The sequence below is a fragment of the Parvularcula marina genome (assembly GCF_003399445.1).
Taxonomy (GTDB): Bacteria; Pseudomonadota; Alphaproteobacteria; order Caulobacterales; family Parvularculaceae; genus Parvularcula; species Parvularcula marina.
The window spans coordinates 2,095,297-2,111,679 of record NZ_QUQO01000001.1 but is presented as its reverse complement, the minus strand read 5'-3'; the positions used below and the strand labels follow the sequence as shown (position 1 = coordinate 2,111,679).

Below are 16,383 nucleotides of genomic sequence, written 5' to 3'. Positions count from 1 at the left end.
GCTAATGACGGGAAAAAGAAAAACCCCGCACAAAGCGGGGTTGCAGGAGCCGTGCCACCTTTACGGGTAGACGGGATGAATCTTTCTTCAGCGCTTGAAGGTCGCGGTGATCAGGACTTGATGGACATCGAAATTGGTGTCGAAGCCACCATCAAAGACGGTCCGCGCGACATCCTGGGTCTCATAGGTATAATCGACACCGACCGAGAACGTTCGGTTCATATAGTAATCCGCACCCAGCCCGACACCGAAACGATCGATTTCCTGGCTGACCGGATTGCCGTTCACGTCCATCACCGGCATGCCCATGCCGTTGAGCAGCGGGTCGTCATATTCGTCCCGGCCGAAAGCGGCAAAGCCCGACAGGATGACATTGCGGCGCAGCTCGTGATCGAGCTGGATCATCACATCAGACGAGATATAGCCCGCCGAAGAGATGATCGCTGAATTATCGACCCCGCGGTCGGCGGTCAGGGTCACAGTGGTCAGATCGCTGGGGAACCATTCAAGCGCCGCATCAATCGCGACACCGCTGATTTCGTCATAGGTCGGATCATCGAATTCCTGAGAGAAATAGCCGATGCCGACCCGGCCGCGCATCAGCTTGGTCAGATCGAAATCAACCCCGCCCGTGACGCGATAGCCATTGGAATCCCGCTCGCGGCGGAAGACAGCGTCGGTGCCGTCAAAATCCTGCCAGTTCTTCTGCGCCTCGAAATAGACAGCCGTATCGCGGGTAACCGCAAAGGCAACCTCACCCAAGGCCGTGATCGCGGTGCGGTCCCGGAAGTCCTGATCCGCATTGAAGAAAAGGCCCGGCGTGACAACAACCAGCGGGATCACCTGCGCGTCGTCATAATCGCGCGTCTGGGCACCAAGCTGCCCCTTGATCTTTACCCGGCCGAATTCCTGACGGTAGCCGCCATAAATTTCGCCTTGGGTGTAATTGATCGGCTCGTCGAAGAGGAATGCTGAATTATAGCTGCGGCGGCTTTCATTCAGGCGGTCATAGGACAGCCCGCCAAAAAAGTCGGCAAATTCGGTGACGTCGATCTGGCCATCGAGATAGGCGCCCCAATCGACCATGCTCTCTTCGTCAAATTCGTTAAAGCGCACAGCCTCGACATAGGCGCCGCCGGCGATTGCATGGCGGCTCCAGTCGCTTTCGAACCGCACGCTTGGACGAGCAAAGGCGTAGACGTCGCTTTCGTCCTCGAAGACATCAAATCCAAGCGCGGCATCCACATCGGACAGGGCAAAGACGTTCGAGCTGTAGCCCACCCCGACATCGACCTTTGGCTTGATGATGAACTGGCCGGTCCGCAAGCCCTCGGCCTCATAGCCAGGGCGCTCACGCTCCAGCACCGAGATATTCCGGTCACGAATGAAGAGGGACTCGGCGAGTGCAACCCCGCCGAAGCTGGAAATGACCAGGCCAATGGTGGTGGCACCAATGATGGCCGGACGGTGAAGCTTATCTCGAAACACGGGGTCGCCCCTTCTGACGTCGCAATCCTGCACGCGGAATGGTGCAAAACTTGGGCCAGACCCTAGTGAATTACAGTTTCACATTCGTGAAGACGTGGACGAATCCCGTCCAGAAACGGGAAATCCGTCAGCGACGTTAACCTCAGATCAAAAGAATCGTTCGCCGATCCGGATCGTATCGCCCGGCCGCACCGGCGTCGTCGAAGTCAGGTCATACCGGGTCTCAACACTCTCCCCATCGCGGCGGATGAAGACGTATTTCTGGTTGGCGCGGTAGGTGAAGCCCTCTGCCGTCGCGACGGCATTCAGCACCGTCAGACCCGACTGATAGGGATAGGTGCCGGCCCGCTCGACTTCGCCGAGGATATAATAGGGCCGGTAGGCCGCCACCTCGGCGCTGACCCGCGGGTCTTTGAGATACCCGCCCCGCAGCTTGGCATCGACCGCTTGACGCCACTCGCTGACTGTCAGGCCATTCGCCTCAACCTCACCGATCAGCGGCAGGGAGACCTGCCCTGCGCCATCGATCGTGAATTCACCCGAGAGATCAGCCTCATTATAAACAATCAGCCGGATCCGGTCGCCCGGCCCCAGAAGATATTGCGCGGCATCGAAAGGCTCACGCTGGCCGGCCTCGACAATGTTCGAATTGCTACCGCCCGGTGTCGAAGCGCAGGCGCTGAACATGAGGGCAAGGAAGGCAAAGAGCGAAAGAAGCCGCATGGGGGTCTCCGGTGAAACGATGGCGTGCCCTTCTACCATAGAGGGCGTTGCGAAACGGCAAAAGCCATAGCTCCGTCATTTCGCGCAAGTCCCTTGGCGCAGCTTTGCGAGGCGGCGTAAGGGCAAGGCTCGTGTCCCCTTCACTTGCGTGCCCCTTGCGAGGTTTTCATGCTGATCATTCATCTCATTATCCTCGCGATCGTGCAGGGCCTGACTGAGTTCATTCCTGTCAGCTCCTCAGCGCATCTCATCCTCGCGCCGGTCATCCTGGGCTGGGAGGATCAGGGCACAGCGATCGATATCGCGGCGCATATCGGCAGCCTTGGCGCGGTGCTGATCTATTTCCGGCAGGAAACCGCCATGCTGTTCCGGGGCGGCATCGACACGCTGGCCTTCAAGCAGTCCGATGACCGCAAGCTTTTCCTGTTCCTTGCGGTCGGCACGATCCCGCTGGTCCTGACCGGGGTGGTCCTTGCACTGACAGGCGCCTCAGACGTGCTGCGCGATCCAAAGATCATTGCGGCGGCCAGCATCATTTTCGGGATCGTCCTCTACATCGCCGACCGGCGACCGACCGAGAATGAAAAGCTGCCCTCGACCTGGAAGTCGGTCATGACCATTGGCGTCGCACAGGCGATTGCGACCATTCCGGGGACCAGCCGTTCAGGGATCACGATCACGGCGGCCCGCTGGCTCGGCTTTACGCGCGAAGCGGCGGCTCGGTTCTCGATGCTGATGGCGATCCCGGCGATCATCGCCTCAGGCGCCTATATTGGGGTCGATTTCGTCAAGGAAGGCGGCACGGCAGAATTGATGCCGATGTTTGTTGTCGCCCTCTTCAGTTTTGTGGCGGCTTATCTTGCGATCGTCCTGTTCTTACGTTTCGCCCAGAAAATAAGCTTTACGCCTTTTGTGATCTACAGGATCGTTCTTGGGCTTCTTATTTTCACCATGCTGAGCTGACCCCCTTGCGGACCGTCATATTAGTGTTACATTTTCCTTGTTACATTATCCAGTAACACGAAAGTCTCAGGAAGATTTCACGCATTTGGCGTTCATTTTTCTGAAATTGAGATGATGTAACGAGACTGAGAGGTCCCGCACGGCATGCCGGTTGCACGGCTGCCTGACGCAACAAGGAAAGGGTTGGGTTCGATGGAAATGACGAATAATCCCCTCGCCAACCACAAGATCTGTTATGTGCGCCCCGTCATGGCCCGCGATGTCCGTGACGAGATCGAACGCGAGTCTGAAGACCTCAGCGACGCCTTCTCAGATGACAGCATTCTATACGCCCTGCATGGCGAAGATGGTGCCCGCATCGCGCTGATGAGCGATCGTGAGATCGCCTTTGCCGCCGCACGCCAGCATGAAATGACCCCGCTCAGCGTTCACTAAACCGGGTCCAAATCCAGATAAAACAAAGGCGCGGAAGAGCATTGCCCCCGCGCCTTTTTATTTGTCTTTTTAAGAGGCGTTACGCAGCGGCGGCGTCAATTTCACCGGTCAGCAGCGCATAAAGCGCCTCACGGTCCTTGGCGCCGCGCAGTGCATTGCGCGTCACTTCAGGGCGCACCGCGCGGGCAATCCGCGAAAGGGCCTTGAGGTGGTCCGCAGAGGCTTCGGCAGGTGCCAGAAGCAGGAAAAGCAGATCCACCGGCTGGTCATCAAGCGCATCGAAATCCACGGGCTTTGCCGTGCGGGCAAAGACACCCCACAGCCGGTCGATTTTCATCTTGGCGTGCGGAATGGCGACACCGTGACCGATGGCGGTCGTGCCGAGCTGTTCACGTTCCATCAGAGCGTCCGTCAGGGCCGTTTCGTTCAGGCCGAAACGGCTGGCCGCGTGATGGGAGATCTTCGAAAGTAATTCCCGTTTGCACCGGGCTTCGATGTCGATGAGGACATCTGCCGGCGTCAGGAAAGTACTGATATCATTAACCATTCAGAACCTTGCCGTTCTTGGAAACGGCAGCACTGTTACTTAGTACCGCACATACCACAGTCTCGCACGGCGTCACTAAGGAACCTTCAAATTCGAGTAAATTTCATTTTTTTCGTGACTTGACTTTCGAGGTCAGCCCCGTCGGCTACCGTCGATCCAGCCGATATTCCCGTCTGCGCGGCGATAGACGACGTTCAGGTCGCCATGCTTGGCATTGCGGAAAATCACGACTTCCTCATCCGAAACATCGAGCTGAAGAACGGCATCCGAGACTGTCATACTGCGCAGGGTCTTGGGCTGTTCGGCGATGATCAGGGGGCTGTCCCCGTTCTCACCGCTTTCCTCGATTTCCACATCGCCCGGCGCTGCGATGATATAGGAAGAGGCCGTTTCGGCGGGAAGAGGGTCACGATTATTTGCGTGGTGATCTTTCAGGCGCCGCTTGTACCGGCGAACCCGTTTTTCCAGCTTTTGCATGGCGCCATCAAAGGCCCCATACGCATCATGCGCTCTATCGCTTGCGGTCAGGAACACGCCAGAGGCGAGATGTAGTGTAATTTCTGATGAAATTTCCGGACCTTCCTTGTCGAAGGTCACCTGGGCTTCGGCCGATCGGTCGAAATATTTGTGGACACCAGCGGAAAGATTATCGTTCACGTGAGTTTGCAATGCAGCACCCAGATCAATGGCTTTTCCGGTGATTTGAACGTCCATAAAATACTCCATCTCCATAACAGGGTGGCTAATATGCGCCTTTGCAATCAGCGTGGGAAGGCACCCATCTGCTTTGCGGAGCACTCTTTACATATAGTTATTCAGACAGCCTGACGCTTGGCGATGCGGCGTCTTTGCACAGAAGAAGGCAGACCGAGCGCCTCGCGATATTTTGCCACAGTACGGCGGGCAATATCGATATTCTCCTTACCAAGAAGGATGACAAGCGCTTCATCTGAGACCGGATCGGCCGGATCCTCATTCTCGATCAACCCCTTGATCCGGTGACGGACCGTCTCGGCGGAATATTGGTGATCGCCATCGCGTGAGGCAATGCCCGGCGTGAAGAAATATTTCAACTCGAACATGCCGCGCGGGGTATGCAGATATTTATTGGATGTCACCCGGCTGACGGTTGACTCATGCATCTCGATCGCATCGGCAATCGTCTTGAGATTGAGCGGCCTCAGATAGGAGATCCCCTTGATCAGGAATTCGTCCTGATATTTCACGATCTCGGTTGCCACCCGAAGGATCGTCCGTGCCCGCTGGTCGAGGCTGCGCACCAGCCAGTTGGCGTTCGACATCTGCTCATTGAGGAAGTTACGGGCTTCCCCGCCATGCTCCTTCGACGACAGGCGCGAGAAATAGCGCTCATTGGCGATGACGCGCGGCAGGGTTTCCGAGTTAAGCTCGACCTTCCAGCCGCCATCTTCAGCTTCGGTAACATAGACATCGGGCAGGACGACCTGCACCGCATCATGGCCGAATTTGAGGCCCGGCTTGGGATCGAGCGAACGGATGCGCGAGATCTTGGCCGACAGCTCTTCTTCGCTCAGCTTACAGGCGCGGCGAAGCGCCGGCAGATTATACGTCCCCAGAAGATGTAGATGCTCAAGGAACTGGTCCATGCAGACATCAAGCTCGCCCATATCCCGCAATTGCAGTTTGAGGCATTCCTGAAGGTTCCGCGCGCCAACGCCTGATGGCTCAAAACTCTGCACAAGGCGAAGCGTCCGCGCGACCAGTGCCTCATCCGCCCCCAGACGAAGAGAAATCTCGCCGACATCCTCACGCATATAGCCGCCATCATCGATCATATCGATCAGATGCGCGCCGATCATCAGCATGACTTCATCCCGGGTCGCCAGATGAAGCTGGCTCGTCAGATGGTCATGCAGGCTGATCGTCTCGGCCTTGTTTTGCGCGGCGTCATATTCCTCGCTGGCAGGCCCCTGCCGGCCGGAGACTGACGACCAGTCCCCTGCACCGGCATCCCCCGGGCTAGCCCCATCGAGCGTGTCGTTCTGCGTCATCGACTTGTCGACATCCGCCGGCGTCAGCTCGTCACGTCCGGAATCAAGCGAGACATTCCCCTCCTCGCCCGGCTCCGTCTCTTCCCGCTCAAGGAAAGGATTTTCCTCAAGCTGGGATTCCACAAATTCGGTCAGTTCCAGATTGGTCAATTGGAGAAGCTTGATCGCCTGTTGAAGCTGAGGCGTCATGACGAGCTGCTGGCTCTGCCGCGCCTCCAATTTGGGCGTAATCTTCATTTCATGCTCTCCCAGATCCCGGCACTCCCCAAAGTGGCGGGCTACTCACACCAGAAAGAACATTACAGCTGGAAGGTTTCCCCCAGATAAACGCGGCGCACGTCTTCGTTAGAAATAATATCGGCGGGTGTGCCTTCGCTCAGCACCTCGCCCTTATGCAGGATATAGGCGCGGTCGATGATATCGAGCGTCTCGCGGACATTATGGTCGGTAATCAGAACGCCGAGCCCGCGATCTTTAAGATGCGCGACCAGCTCGCGGATATCTGCGATGGCCAGCGGGTCGATCCCGGCAAAGGGCTCATCGAGCAGCATGTAGTCAGGACCCGTCGCGACAGCGCGGGCGATTTCAAGCCGCCGGCGCTCACCGCCCGAAAGGGCTGTCGCCGCTGAATCTTTGACATGCATGATGCCGAATTCGCGCATCAGCGCCTCAGTTACGGCGCGCTGGGTCTCCTTGCCCTTATGGGCAAGCTCCACCACGGCCTGAATATTCTCCGCAACGGTCAGCCCCCGGAAAATCGAGGCTTCCTGCGGCAGATAGCCAATCCCCAGCTTTGCCCGTTGATACATGGGCAGGCGGGTGACGTCATAACCGTCAATCGTGATCGAACCGCCATCAGCGGGGACAAGCCCGGTGACCATATAAAAACAGGTCGTCTTGCCCGCACCATTGGGGCCAAGCAAGCCCACCGCCTCGCCGCGGCGGACATGAAAGCTCACATGATTGACGACTTGCCGCCTACGGAACATTTTCTGCAGGTTTTCAGCGCGCAGGCCCTCGCGGGCGCCCGCCCCGCCGAGGGGCTCACCTTCCGTGCTGACAAGCTCGGCGTCTATGGGCGCACCATCCATTACCGGGCGTCGTTGGCGGTGTAGAAGACACCGCGCACCCTGCCGCCATTGGGCGGTGTAAAGAGGGTTGCGCCGGTCGTCGTATTGTAGACGAGTTGCCCGCCCGTCATCACCTGATCAGCCTGCACGACAACGACATCGCCAATCAGCGTGAGGGTCGTTGTGGCTGCATCATAGGTCGCGCTCTGCCCGGACATTGCATTCTCGCCGGTGGCGTAGCGCACTGCGCCCTCCGCCTCGATCCGGCGGAAACCGCCCTCTTCCTGCGTGCCGTAAATCGTCATCCGGTCGGCTGCGAGAATGGCCTCGCCCTGCGAAACGCGCACCGCGCCTTCGCAACGCACCGTGTCCTCATTCTCGAAAACCTCGCAGCGGCCCGCAGAGACATCGATCGGCTGATCATCCCGCAATGTCTGTGCGGGAAGGTCCTGGGACGACAGCATCGTCATCCCCATCAGCGATACAAGAATCAGCATGTCCCCTTGGCCTTCCTGCTGTGACCCCTTGGCGGCAATAGTGCGGAGCGTCTCCTCACCCTATCAGCCGCCGGTGTCATCATCCTTTTTCTTGGCGGGCGCGATCTGGAACTGGACGTTCCCTTCAAAGACCGCGCGGCCCTCATCCTGATAAACTGTCATGCTATCCGCAGCAACGGTGCCGCGATCGCCGGAGCCGCTGACGCCGGACACCGATTTGATCGTCTTGTTCTCGAAATCGACTTCGGCCGCATCGGTATTGAGCGTGAAATCGCTGCCGCCGATGCGGTGATCAAGTTCCACGCTCGAGGAAAGATCGAGCCGTTTGGCTTCCGTATCCATGAGACCGCGCAAGGCCCGGACCGTCACGTCCTCATCATTCTCAAGGCCGCGAAAAGCCTGCGGGCTATCCAGCGAGATCAGCCCCGGGGTTTCGGGGTTCCGCAAGGCTGAGGCGGCGGCAATTTCGAACGGATTGCCCTCAAGATCATAGCCCGTATGCCGGGGCCGATTGAGGCGCATATTCTCTGCGTCTGTGTCGATATTGGCAAAGTCGCGCATGAAGGCCTTGTCGATCACCGGGGGGGTTGCGCTCAGCGCATAGGTCATCAGGACCCCCGCGCCGATTGCCGGTACGATAAGGCGCAGCCATTTGACCCTTTGGGAATGCGCGCTGACGGCCGCCGTCGAGAGCCGCCGCCTGTCTGGGCGACGCATCACGAAATCCTGAAAGTTGTCGGCGGCCTGGTCCACGCCGGTCCTCTATTCGATACGAAATAACTTCCCGGAATATGGCACTCTGACTGCCACCGGGAAAGGTCCGCTCATCTGACGATCGCGTTAAATTACGATTTATGACGACAAGGTCACGAAGGGTTTCGCCCCTCCGGCCCGCTCAGCTGTGAGCGAAAATGTCGGTCTCGCTCCATCCGCCCAGATCAAGCGCTGCCCGGGTCGGCAGGAAGTCAAAACAGGCCTGCGCCAGCGCTGTGCGGCCCTCCCGCGCGAGCATCCCGTCGAGCGCGGCCTTGACCTTGTGAAGGTAGAGGACATCCGAGGCCGCATAGTCTTTTTGCGCATCCGACAGCTCAGCTGCTCCCCAGTCGGAGGACTGCTGCTGTTTGGAGAGCTCAACCCCCGCCAACTCGCGCGTGACGTCTTTGAGGCCATGCCGGTCGGTATAAGTCCGCGCGAGTTTCGAGGCGATCTTGGTGCAATAGATCGGCGTCGTCTCGACCCCCAGCCAGTGGCGAAAGACGGCGATGTCAAAACGCGCGAAATGGAAGATCTTGAGATGGGTGGGATCCGCAAGCAGCGCCTTGAGGCGCGGCGCCGAATAGTCAGACCCGTCGAATTTGACGAGATGCGCGTCGCCCTTGCCGTCGGAGAGCTGAACCACGCAGAGCCGATCGCGCAGCGGGTTGAGGCCGAGCGTCTCTGAATCGACCGCAATCGCGCCCTCAAAGCTGACATCTTGGGGCAGATCTTGGTGATGGAGGAAAACGGTCATGAAAGGCGCCTTCTTGCGATAAGGGCGGCGAAGTAGCAGCGACCATACCGCTTGTCATGCCCCGCAGGCGAGCCACGCACCCGACACTACTCACCCCAACAAAAAACCGCGCCTTGAGGGGCGCGGTTCTGGGAATTTCATTGTCATTCCAAAGGCCCGTGAGGGCATCAGAAATGGACGTCCTCAAGCGGATCAGGAATGTGAACAGGCCCGCCACCCGCAAGGATCGTCACGATATCGACCAGCCCGGGCTCTTCGATCACGGTCTGCACCGGACCATCGACTTCAGGCAGGCCAGCAATGGCCGGGCCTGGCTCTTCGCCACTGACCAAGAGGAAGTCATAGTCAAAACCGGGTGCCTCCCACATGGTGTGCTCAACCATCCAGCTCGGCATATCCGGCCCGTCATAGAATGACTGGCTGCCGAAGACTTGCCCGCGCGGCAGATCGCCTGCGAGGTCAGGCGCATAAGAAGACTGCGCCACAACGACGACACCAGACACAGGACCAACCGCGAAGGGGTCATCGGAACTCGGCGTGTCATAGCCATAGGACGAAGCCCCATCGCTATAGACGAAGTCAGGCTCCAGCGACGGGTCAAAGCCGGACACAGGGCCACGGTCGATAACATCGCCTTTTTGCGTGCCCCAGTTCACCCACGGGTCAACACTGCCATAGGCAGGACCAGCATCCACAACGCCGCCTTTAAGGTCAGGCGTCACGGGCGGTGGAGGTGTTCCAGAGTTATCAAGTGTGGTTAACAGGCTGACCGGGATTACCCCGCCATTGTCGCCGATGAGCAGATTATTGCCATCGCCACCGATGATCAGATCGCTGCCGTCTCCGCCAATAATCACGTCATCACCCCCCATTCCATTAATGGTGTCATCACCGGACATACCGTTGATCGTATCACTACCACTAGAACCTTCGATCATATCATCAAAATCCGTGCCGGAGAAGTCTCCAGCTGCAGTCATCTGACCGAAGGTGATGGCACTGGCAGGGTTCGGGGTCAGCGCAATATAGACCGACGCTGAGGCCGGATCGTTACCAACATCGGCATCGCCGAGAATGACATAGACGACACCGTCATAGGCATCATTATAGCCGCTGACGCCCTGGCCAGTTTGGTTACCGATGATGCCGTCGACAAAGCCGTCTCCGTTAATATCTCCGGCGACCACGAATTTCGGGGCGCCCTCCGGCGTTTCGAAAATCGTGCCGTTATGGCCATTAATATTGAAGGCATGGAGCTCGCCGCCAAAGCCGTTATCCGTGCCGAAAATCACATAGGCACGACCGCCAGCCTGGCTGTAGCCGGTGCCGATCGAGATATCGTCGAACCCGTCGCCATTCACATCGCCGAGGCTGAAGATATTGAAGCCAAAGCCGTAATCGTCTGTCGCTCCGAAGATTTTGAGCCCGTCGGTCCCGTCGAGGCTCTGCGGGGTAACTGTCGCAGCGAAGTTATCGCCCTGCGTTGAATCCTTGCCGAAGATGATGAAGGTCGCGCCGGAATTGTAGCCAAGACCATTGGAAAAGCCGGAATCCGATACCATCACATCAGCAATGCCGTCGCCATTGAAGTCCCCGGCGGTCGCGACCGACCGCCCAAGTCCCGTGGACACGCCCGTCGCATCGATCAGGAAGCCATTGGTCCCGTCGACAGCTGTTGCGTCAACATCCGTTCCTGCAAGCGAATTCGAACCGAAGATGACGTAAGTAATTGCCCCAACGCTAGAGCTATAGCTCGCGCCGATGATGATATCGTCGAACCCATCACCGTTGATATCGCCCGCACCACTGGCCGTGCGGCTGAAGCCATAATTGGTAGAATTGCTATATCCGTAGACCGAGAATGCCTGATTTGCGGAAATCTCATCCTGAACCGACCCGAACGAAGCGCGGGCCTGATCTGTACCCAGAACGACATAGGCGCGGCCCTGACCCCCGTAGGAACCGCCCGAGCCCTGACCATCGTCGCCTGGCGAGCTGATCAAAATATCGGCAAAGCCGTCACCATTGACATCGCCAGCCCCCGAAACAACCGTCCCGAAGCCAGCATACGAATTTTCATTGTAGATCGCAAAACCGGTCGTGGTGCTGTCAAGGTTCTCGACAAGTTCAGTCGCGCTGAAGCTGTCGCCTTGCGTCGTATCCCGGCCATAGATCACATAAGCGACCTTGTTGCCGTAGATCCCATCACCATAGACGCCGCTGCCAACCCCGAAGTCGTCAATCCCATCACCATTGACGTCACCGAGCTTACTGATCGATGCGCCAATAATACCGATTGAGGTTTCGCCAGTCAGAACGAACCCGTCCGTGCCGTCCAGCGCATCGAGGTCGAGTGCATTGTTCTCATCCGTCCGCCCGAAGACGACATAGACCTTACCTGCATTGAAATAGCTGCCATTCGACGAACGCGGTGCAGTGATTGCAATGTCGTCTATCCCGTCACCATTGATGTCGCCGATACCGGCAACACTGGCCCCGAAATAGGCGTATGCTTCATTGGCAAACAGGAAAGGATCGCCATCAGGATTGGCCGATGTCTGTGCGGTCACCGGCTCTTTAGGCTGGTCGCCATTACTGACCGTGCCGTCATCAAGACGATAGCTGAAGCTGTCATAAATCGTGACATCAAGGCCCGCATTCGAGAAATAGCCCGGCGACTGATAATTGAACGTCCCGTCCGGATTGATCGTCAGTGTTGCACCTGAGGTCAACGTGATCGTGGTACCTGTGCCGACATCCTGACCGTTCACACCGCTGACCGGCGTATCCATCGGTACATCGTCGTCATTGACATCAGCGCTGAAGGTCGAGGCGCCGCCAGCCGCCGTGAAGAAATCATCATTCGCGACAACGCCGTCAAGCGTACCTTCGATCGTGATCGTCAGCTGCGCCGTATCCGTCACATCACCATCTGTCACCGTGTAGGTGATGGTTTCCGTGGCCGTCTGTCCCTGGGGCAGTGAGTCGAAAGCGCCATTGGGGTCATAGGAATATGTCCCGTCTGCATTCATCGTCAGAAGGGCGCCAGAGCTAAGCGTAATCTGGGTGCCGACATTTCCAGCCACCCCTTCGACTTCGGAAACCGTCAGCGTATCGCTGGTGTCAACATCCGTGTCATTATCGAGGACATTTTTAGCAGAGTCAGCCGTCGCGAATTCGGTTGATTGATCCGACTCCTGACCGTCATCAACGAGGCCCGGCATGCTCGCGCTGAGGAAAGACGTCCCCGAAATATACTGCTCAGTAGCCCCAATCCAGATGATGCCTTCCGCCCCGGCAGCGCCGCTGGTGCCATCGCCCAGTGTACCATCGAGATCAAAGACGAGATATTGCAGGCCGCTCAAATCAAGGTTGAAGGCGCCGACCATATCACCGCCGGTAAACGCGGCTTCGAAAGCTGTGACCTCAGAGAGATCAATGGCGCCATCGCCATTCAGGTCTTCGGCTTCGAAAACACCGTATACGGCGCCGCCGCCCGAGAAACCTGACTGAACGAAGCTGAACTGGCCATTCGCAAGCGCTGTGATCGACGGGCCCGGATACATCGCAAAGGCCGTTGCCGTATCATCCGCTGCGATCGGCGCATCGTTCGAGCCGTTGACGATGATGTTGACCGTTTCGACGACAGAGGTGTTCCCGTCGCTCACCGTATAGGTGAAGCTGTCCATCATCGATTCGCCGTCATCAAGGCTCTGGTAGCTCGCCGGGATAAAATAATCGACGACACCGGAGGAAGTGATGAAGATGTCCGCGCCATCCGCGGAAGTGGCTCCCGCCATACCGCTGAATGTCGGATTACCGTTCAGCTCCGTCACCGTCAGGCTGCCGCCTTCCGGGTCAGAATCATTATCCAGTACATTCGCCGACCCTGATGAGAATGCGAAAAGACTACCGTCATCCTCAAAGAGGACGAAATTGTCCGTAAGCGTAACAGGCGCGTCGTCCTCACCCGACACGGTGACCGTGATCGAGGCCGTGCTGGTCGTATCGCCGTCCGTGATGAGGTAGGTAAAGGTGTCGTCTTGAGTTTCGCCCGGCATGAGCGAGTCAAAGCCGCTGCCCGGCACATACTGGAATGTGCCATCGGCAAAAAGCGTCACCTGCGAACCGAAACCGGACGTCATCGTCACACTGCCGCCGACGGGGATCGGATCGCCGTCAAACTCAGCTACGGTAATTGTATCCGAAGCATCGACATCAAAGTCATTATCAAGAACATTTGCCGTGCCCGAGAGGCCCGGGTCATTCTCGAAAAGGGCGAAACTGTCATTCGTCGCGCTGACCGGGTCATTGACGCCTGTCGTGACCAGCGTGACCGTCGCCGTTGATTCGAGCGTCCCATCACTGACGGTATAGGTTGCCGTATCCACAAACTGCTCACCCGCAGCCAGCGAGTCCACGCCGCTCGGCGGGAAGTAGAGGATCGAGCCGTCACTCTGAATATTCAGGGTGCCGCCGGATGCCAGAGTGATCGTGCTACCGACATTGGCCGCCGAGCCTTCGACCGCCGTAATGATGAGATCCTCGCCTTCGGGATCGAAGTCATTATCGAGGAGGTTCCCAGCACCAGAGAAGGAGTCGATGACCGCCAGATCTTCATCCGTCGTGAAGGTCTCATCATTTGCTGATGGCGCATCATCGATACCTGTCACGACCAGCGAAACCGTCGCCTGACCGCTCGTAACTGTGCCGTCAGTTACTGTGTAGGTGAAGAAATCCGTGATCGATTCACCGCCCGTCAGAGACTGAGCTGATGAGGAAGGTGTGTAGTCATAAGTCCCATCGAGGAAGACAGTTAGGGTACCGCCCCCCTCAGTTGTGAGAGTGATGTCAGTACCAACAATGGTCTGGCCGTTCACTGACACGACAGTCAGCGTGTCGGACGTATCCGGATCAACATCATTCGTCAGGAAGGATTCTTCGAGATCCACACGACCACCATCTTCGGTGACGGTGAAGCTGTCATCATTGGCAACGACCGGATCGTTCTCGCCCTGGAAGGTGACCGTAACGGTCGCTGTGCTCTCGCCATCGACCGGCGTACCGCGCCCGTAAATAACGAAGACCGCGCCCGTGTCATCATTAAGCCCGAATGCAGAAACCGCGATATCATCGACCTGGTCGCCATTAACGTCACCGACGCCGGCAACCGCCCAGCCAAGATATCCCTCGCCCGGCGCACCGGAAATTTTAAAGCCGTTCGTGCCGTCAAGGCCGTTGAGGTTGATCGAACTGCCAAAGCCATTTGCGCTGCCGAAGACAACATAGGCTGCACCCTGATCATTTGCGCCTTCAAGGTGGGCGCCGATCAACAGGTCATCAAAACCGTCCGCATTGACATCGCCGGCAAGCGACACAGACACACCAGCCTGTGCATCGGTTTCAAAACCGCGAATGGTAAAACCATTGGTGCCGTTGAGAGCGCCTGCAGAGAGCGTACCGGAAATCCCCTGCCCGCCAAAGACGACATAAACTGCACCGGCGTGCGCCGCCGCGCCTTGCGCTGCGTTAAAGGCGCCGACGGCGATATCGCCGATCCCGTCGCCATTAATGTCGCCTGCGGAGGAAACCGAGCGCCCTAGATAGTCATTCTCCTCGATGCCATCGAGGCGGAAGCCAGCATTGGCGAGGTTCAGCGTGCCGCCAAAACCGCTACTGGAGCCGAAGACGACATAGGCGGAGCCTGCATTTTCAATCGCGCCGACATCCCGGTGGGTCGCGCCGATGATGAGGTCTTCAATACCGTCGCCGTTGAAGTCACCTGCGGAAGCAAGCGCCGTGCCCGCGCGGTCACCCGCCGAGACACCCTGAATAACAAAGCCATTCGACCCCGTCAGTCCACTGACGGTTACATTGCCCTGCTGGCTCTGGCTGCCAAAGACAACATAAACTTCGCCCGCCTCAAGCCGACCACCCGGATCAGCCGGCCATGCACCAACGACAACATCATCAATGCCATCATTATTGAGGTCACCGGCATTCGCGGTCGTGATGCCAGCATAAGTGTTCGGCCCGGTTCCGAAAATGGAGAAACCGGAAGTGGCGACATTGTTGATGCCTTGCCCACCGAAAATCACATCGACGGAGCCCGCATTGTTCGTGCCCGACGTATCAAAACGCGGCGAGGCAACCAGAAAATCAGAAATGCCGTCGCCATTGTAATCGCCGCCGCCGCCGACAGCCTGACCCATCAGCTGGACGCCTTGAATCCCGGCAAAGGCGAAGCCCGACTGGCCGTTGAGGCCAAAGCTGCCATCCGCGACAGTCAGGGGGCCATTGCCCTGAGTCCCGCCAAAAACGATATAGGCGCGACCCTCGAAATTACTGCCGCCGCGATAGCCGCCAATAATGAGATCAGCAAAGCCGTCCTGGTTGACGTCACCGGCACCGGCGACGGAAATCCCGAAGAAATCGTCAGGGCTCGCCCCAAGAATGACCCAGCCGGTCTCTGAGTCGAGATTATTAACATTGACGACGGCTTCGAACTCGCCCGGATCGATCATCGTGTTCGCGCCGGAGAGCGTATAGGTGAAGGTCTCCTGGATCGCCTCACCCGCGGCGAGGAAATCATAGCCGCCCGACGGATCAACGAAGATATTGCCGTCATTGTCGATATTGATGATGCCGCCAAAAGCGGTCTCGATTACGGCCGTGCCGTTGAAGGCAAGACCGTTGACCTCGGTCACGAAAACTTCCGTCCCCTGAGGGGCGGCGTCAGTCCCGCTGCCATTATCGTCAAGAACGTTGCCGGCGAGCGTGTCATCCTCGCCCAACGTGAAAGCATCATCCTCGGCCTGAACAACGGCGCCGGCGGGAACCGACGCGTTCGAGAACACAGGGCTGGGCGGCACGATCGACGCCACCGAAACGGTGCCGGATCCTGTTGAGGGGATAATCGGGCCGGTGCCCACAAATCCCGCACCGCCAGGCCCTGAGAGCGATCCGTTCTTGATCACATCCTCTTGTCCAGCAAGCATCGAGAAAAGAGTGGTGCCGCGCTCGCCGAACTCGCGATCATTGGTCATGGTGCCCTCGCAACCGTATAGGGGATGCGAAAATGAGCGCAGCCCCCACGGCACGCGCTCTCTCCCCTCGCCCC

12 protein-coding genes are annotated in these 16,383 nt (G+C 58.0%); 2 read left to right on the top strand and 10 right to left on the bottom strand.

Annotated features, from left to right (window positions below):
• Positions 1 to 87: 87 nt before the first annotated feature.
• Positions 88 to 1,488 carry an outer membrane beta-barrel protein gene (locus tag DX908_RS10205; RefSeq protein WP_158548664.1) on the bottom strand — a complete coding sequence of 467 codons (1,401 nt, stop codon included), beginning with the start codon at positions 1,486 to 1,488 and terminating at the stop codon, positions 88 to 90.
• Positions 1,489 to 1,635: 147 nt separating this feature from the next.
• On the bottom strand, positions 1,636 to 2,211 hold the full coding sequence (locus DX908_RS10200) for a polysaccharide biosynthesis/export family protein (RefSeq protein ID WP_116392235.1): 576 nt from the start codon (positions 2,209 to 2,211) through the stop codon (positions 1,636 to 1,638).
• A 168-nt stretch (positions 2,212 to 2,379) separates the two neighbouring features.
• Here DX908_RS10200 and DX908_RS10195 point away from each other — a divergent pair, with 168 nt between their 5' ends.
• Both DX908_RS10195 and DX908_RS10190 read left to right on the top strand, forming a co-directional pair.
• Positions 2,380 to 3,174 carry an undecaprenyl-diphosphate phosphatase gene (locus DX908_RS10195; protein WP_116392234.1) on the top strand — a complete coding sequence of 265 codons (795 nt, stop codon included), beginning with the start codon at positions 2,380 to 2,382 and terminating at the stop codon, positions 3,172 to 3,174.
• 192 nt (positions 3,175 to 3,366) lie between these two features.
• On the top strand, positions 3,367 to 3,609 hold the full coding sequence (locus DX908_RS10190; RefSeq protein ID WP_199564675.1) for a DUF1150 domain-containing protein: 243 nt from the start codon (positions 3,367 to 3,369) through the stop codon (positions 3,607 to 3,609).
• 79 nt (positions 3,610 to 3,688) lie between these two features.
• On the opposite strand, the gene DX908_RS10185 is transcribed toward DX908_RS10190, so the two are convergent.
• From DX908_RS10185 to DX908_RS10150, 8 genes are all read right to left on the bottom strand, one after another.
• On the bottom strand, positions 3,689 to 4,156 hold the full coding sequence (locus tag DX908_RS10185; protein WP_116392233.1) for a PTS sugar transporter subunit IIA: 468 nt from the start codon (positions 4,154 to 4,156) through the stop codon (positions 3,689 to 3,691).
• Between the two features lie 132 nt (positions 4,157 to 4,288).
• Positions 4,289 to 4,870 (bottom strand): ribosome hibernation-promoting factor, HPF/YfiA family, encoded by a 582-nt coding sequence (gene hpf / locus DX908_RS10180; protein ID WP_116392232.1) that lies wholly within the window; start codon positions 4,868 to 4,870, stop codon positions 4,289 to 4,291.
• A 101-nt stretch (positions 4,871 to 4,971) separates the two neighbouring features.
• Entirely contained in the window at positions 4,972 to 6,423 is a 1,452-nt protein-coding gene (gene rpoN, locus DX908_RS10175) for an RNA polymerase factor sigma-54 (protein ID WP_116392231.1), read from the bottom strand.
• A 62-nt stretch (positions 6,424 to 6,485) separates the two neighbouring features.
• Positions 6,486 to 7,277, bottom strand: coding sequence for an LPS export ABC transporter ATP-binding protein (lptB, locus tag DX908_RS10170; protein WP_116392230.1), 792 nt, complete (start codon positions 7,275 to 7,277; stop codon positions 6,486 to 6,488).
• Positions 7,277 to 7,753 (bottom strand): LptA/OstA family protein, encoded by a 477-nt coding sequence (locus DX908_RS10165; RefSeq protein WP_116392229.1) that lies wholly within the window; start codon positions 7,751 to 7,753, stop codon positions 7,277 to 7,279. The genes lptB and DX908_RS10165 overlap by 1 nt, the downstream gene beginning before the upstream one ends.
• A 63-nt stretch (positions 7,754 to 7,816) precedes the next feature.
• The gene (gene lptC, locus DX908_RS10160; RefSeq protein ID WP_116392228.1) at positions 7,817 to 8,506 is read right to left on the bottom strand and encodes an LPS export ABC transporter periplasmic protein LptC; all 690 of its coding nucleotides are present in this window, start codon (positions 8,504 to 8,506) and stop codon (positions 7,817 to 7,819) included.
• A 142-nt stretch (positions 8,507 to 8,648) separates the two neighbouring features.
• Positions 8,649 to 9,263, bottom strand: a complete 615-nt coding sequence (locus DX908_RS10155) for a ribonuclease D (RefSeq protein WP_116392227.1) — start codon at positions 9,261 to 9,263, stop codon at positions 8,649 to 8,651.
• Positions 9,264 to 9,430: 167 nt separating this feature from the next.
• Entirely contained in the window at positions 9,431 to 16,309 is a 6,879-nt protein-coding gene (locus DX908_RS10150; protein ID WP_116392226.1) for a cadherin-like domain-containing protein, read from the bottom strand.
• Positions 16,310 to 16,383 lie beyond the last annotated feature (74 nt).

Excerpts from the sequence above, each read along its gene's own strand:
- DX908_RS10200 (WP_116392235.1), bottom strand. The coding sequence starts at position 2,211 with ATGCGGCTTCTTTCGCTCTTTGCCTTCCTTGCCCTCATGTTCAGCGCC.
- DX908_RS10195 (WP_116392234.1), top strand. The coding sequence starts at position 2,380 with ATGCTGATCATTCATCTCATTATCCTCGCGATCGTGCAGGGCCTGACT.
- DX908_RS10190 (WP_199564675.1), top strand. The coding sequence starts at position 3,367 with ATGGAAATGACGAATAATCCCCTCGCCAACCACAAGATCTGTTATGTG.
- DX908_RS10185 (WP_116392233.1), bottom strand. The coding sequence starts at position 4,156 with ATGGTTAATGATATCAGTACTTTCCTGACGCCGGCAGATGTCCTCATC.
- hpf (WP_116392232.1), bottom strand. The coding sequence starts at position 4,870 with ATGGACGTTCAAATCACCGGAAAAGCCATTGATCTGGGTGCTGCATTG.
- rpoN (WP_116392231.1), bottom strand. The coding sequence starts at position 6,423 with ATGAAGATTACGCCCAAATTGGAGGCGCGGCAGAGCCAGCAGCTCGTC.
- lptB (WP_116392230.1), bottom strand. The coding sequence starts at position 7,277 with ATGGATGGTGCGCCCATAGACGCCGAGCTTGTCAGCACGGAAGGTGAG.
- DX908_RS10165 (WP_116392229.1), bottom strand. The coding sequence starts at position 7,753 with ATGCTGATTCTTGTATCGCTGATGGGGATGACGATGCTGTCGTCCCAG.
- DX908_RS10155 (WP_116392227.1), bottom strand. The coding sequence starts at position 9,263 with ATGACCGTTTTCCTCCATCACCAAGATCTGCCCCAAGATGTCAGCTTT.
- DX908_RS10150 (WP_116392226.1), bottom strand. The coding sequence starts at position 16,309 with ATGACCAATGATCGCGAGTTCGGCGAGCGCGGCACCACTCTTTTCTCG.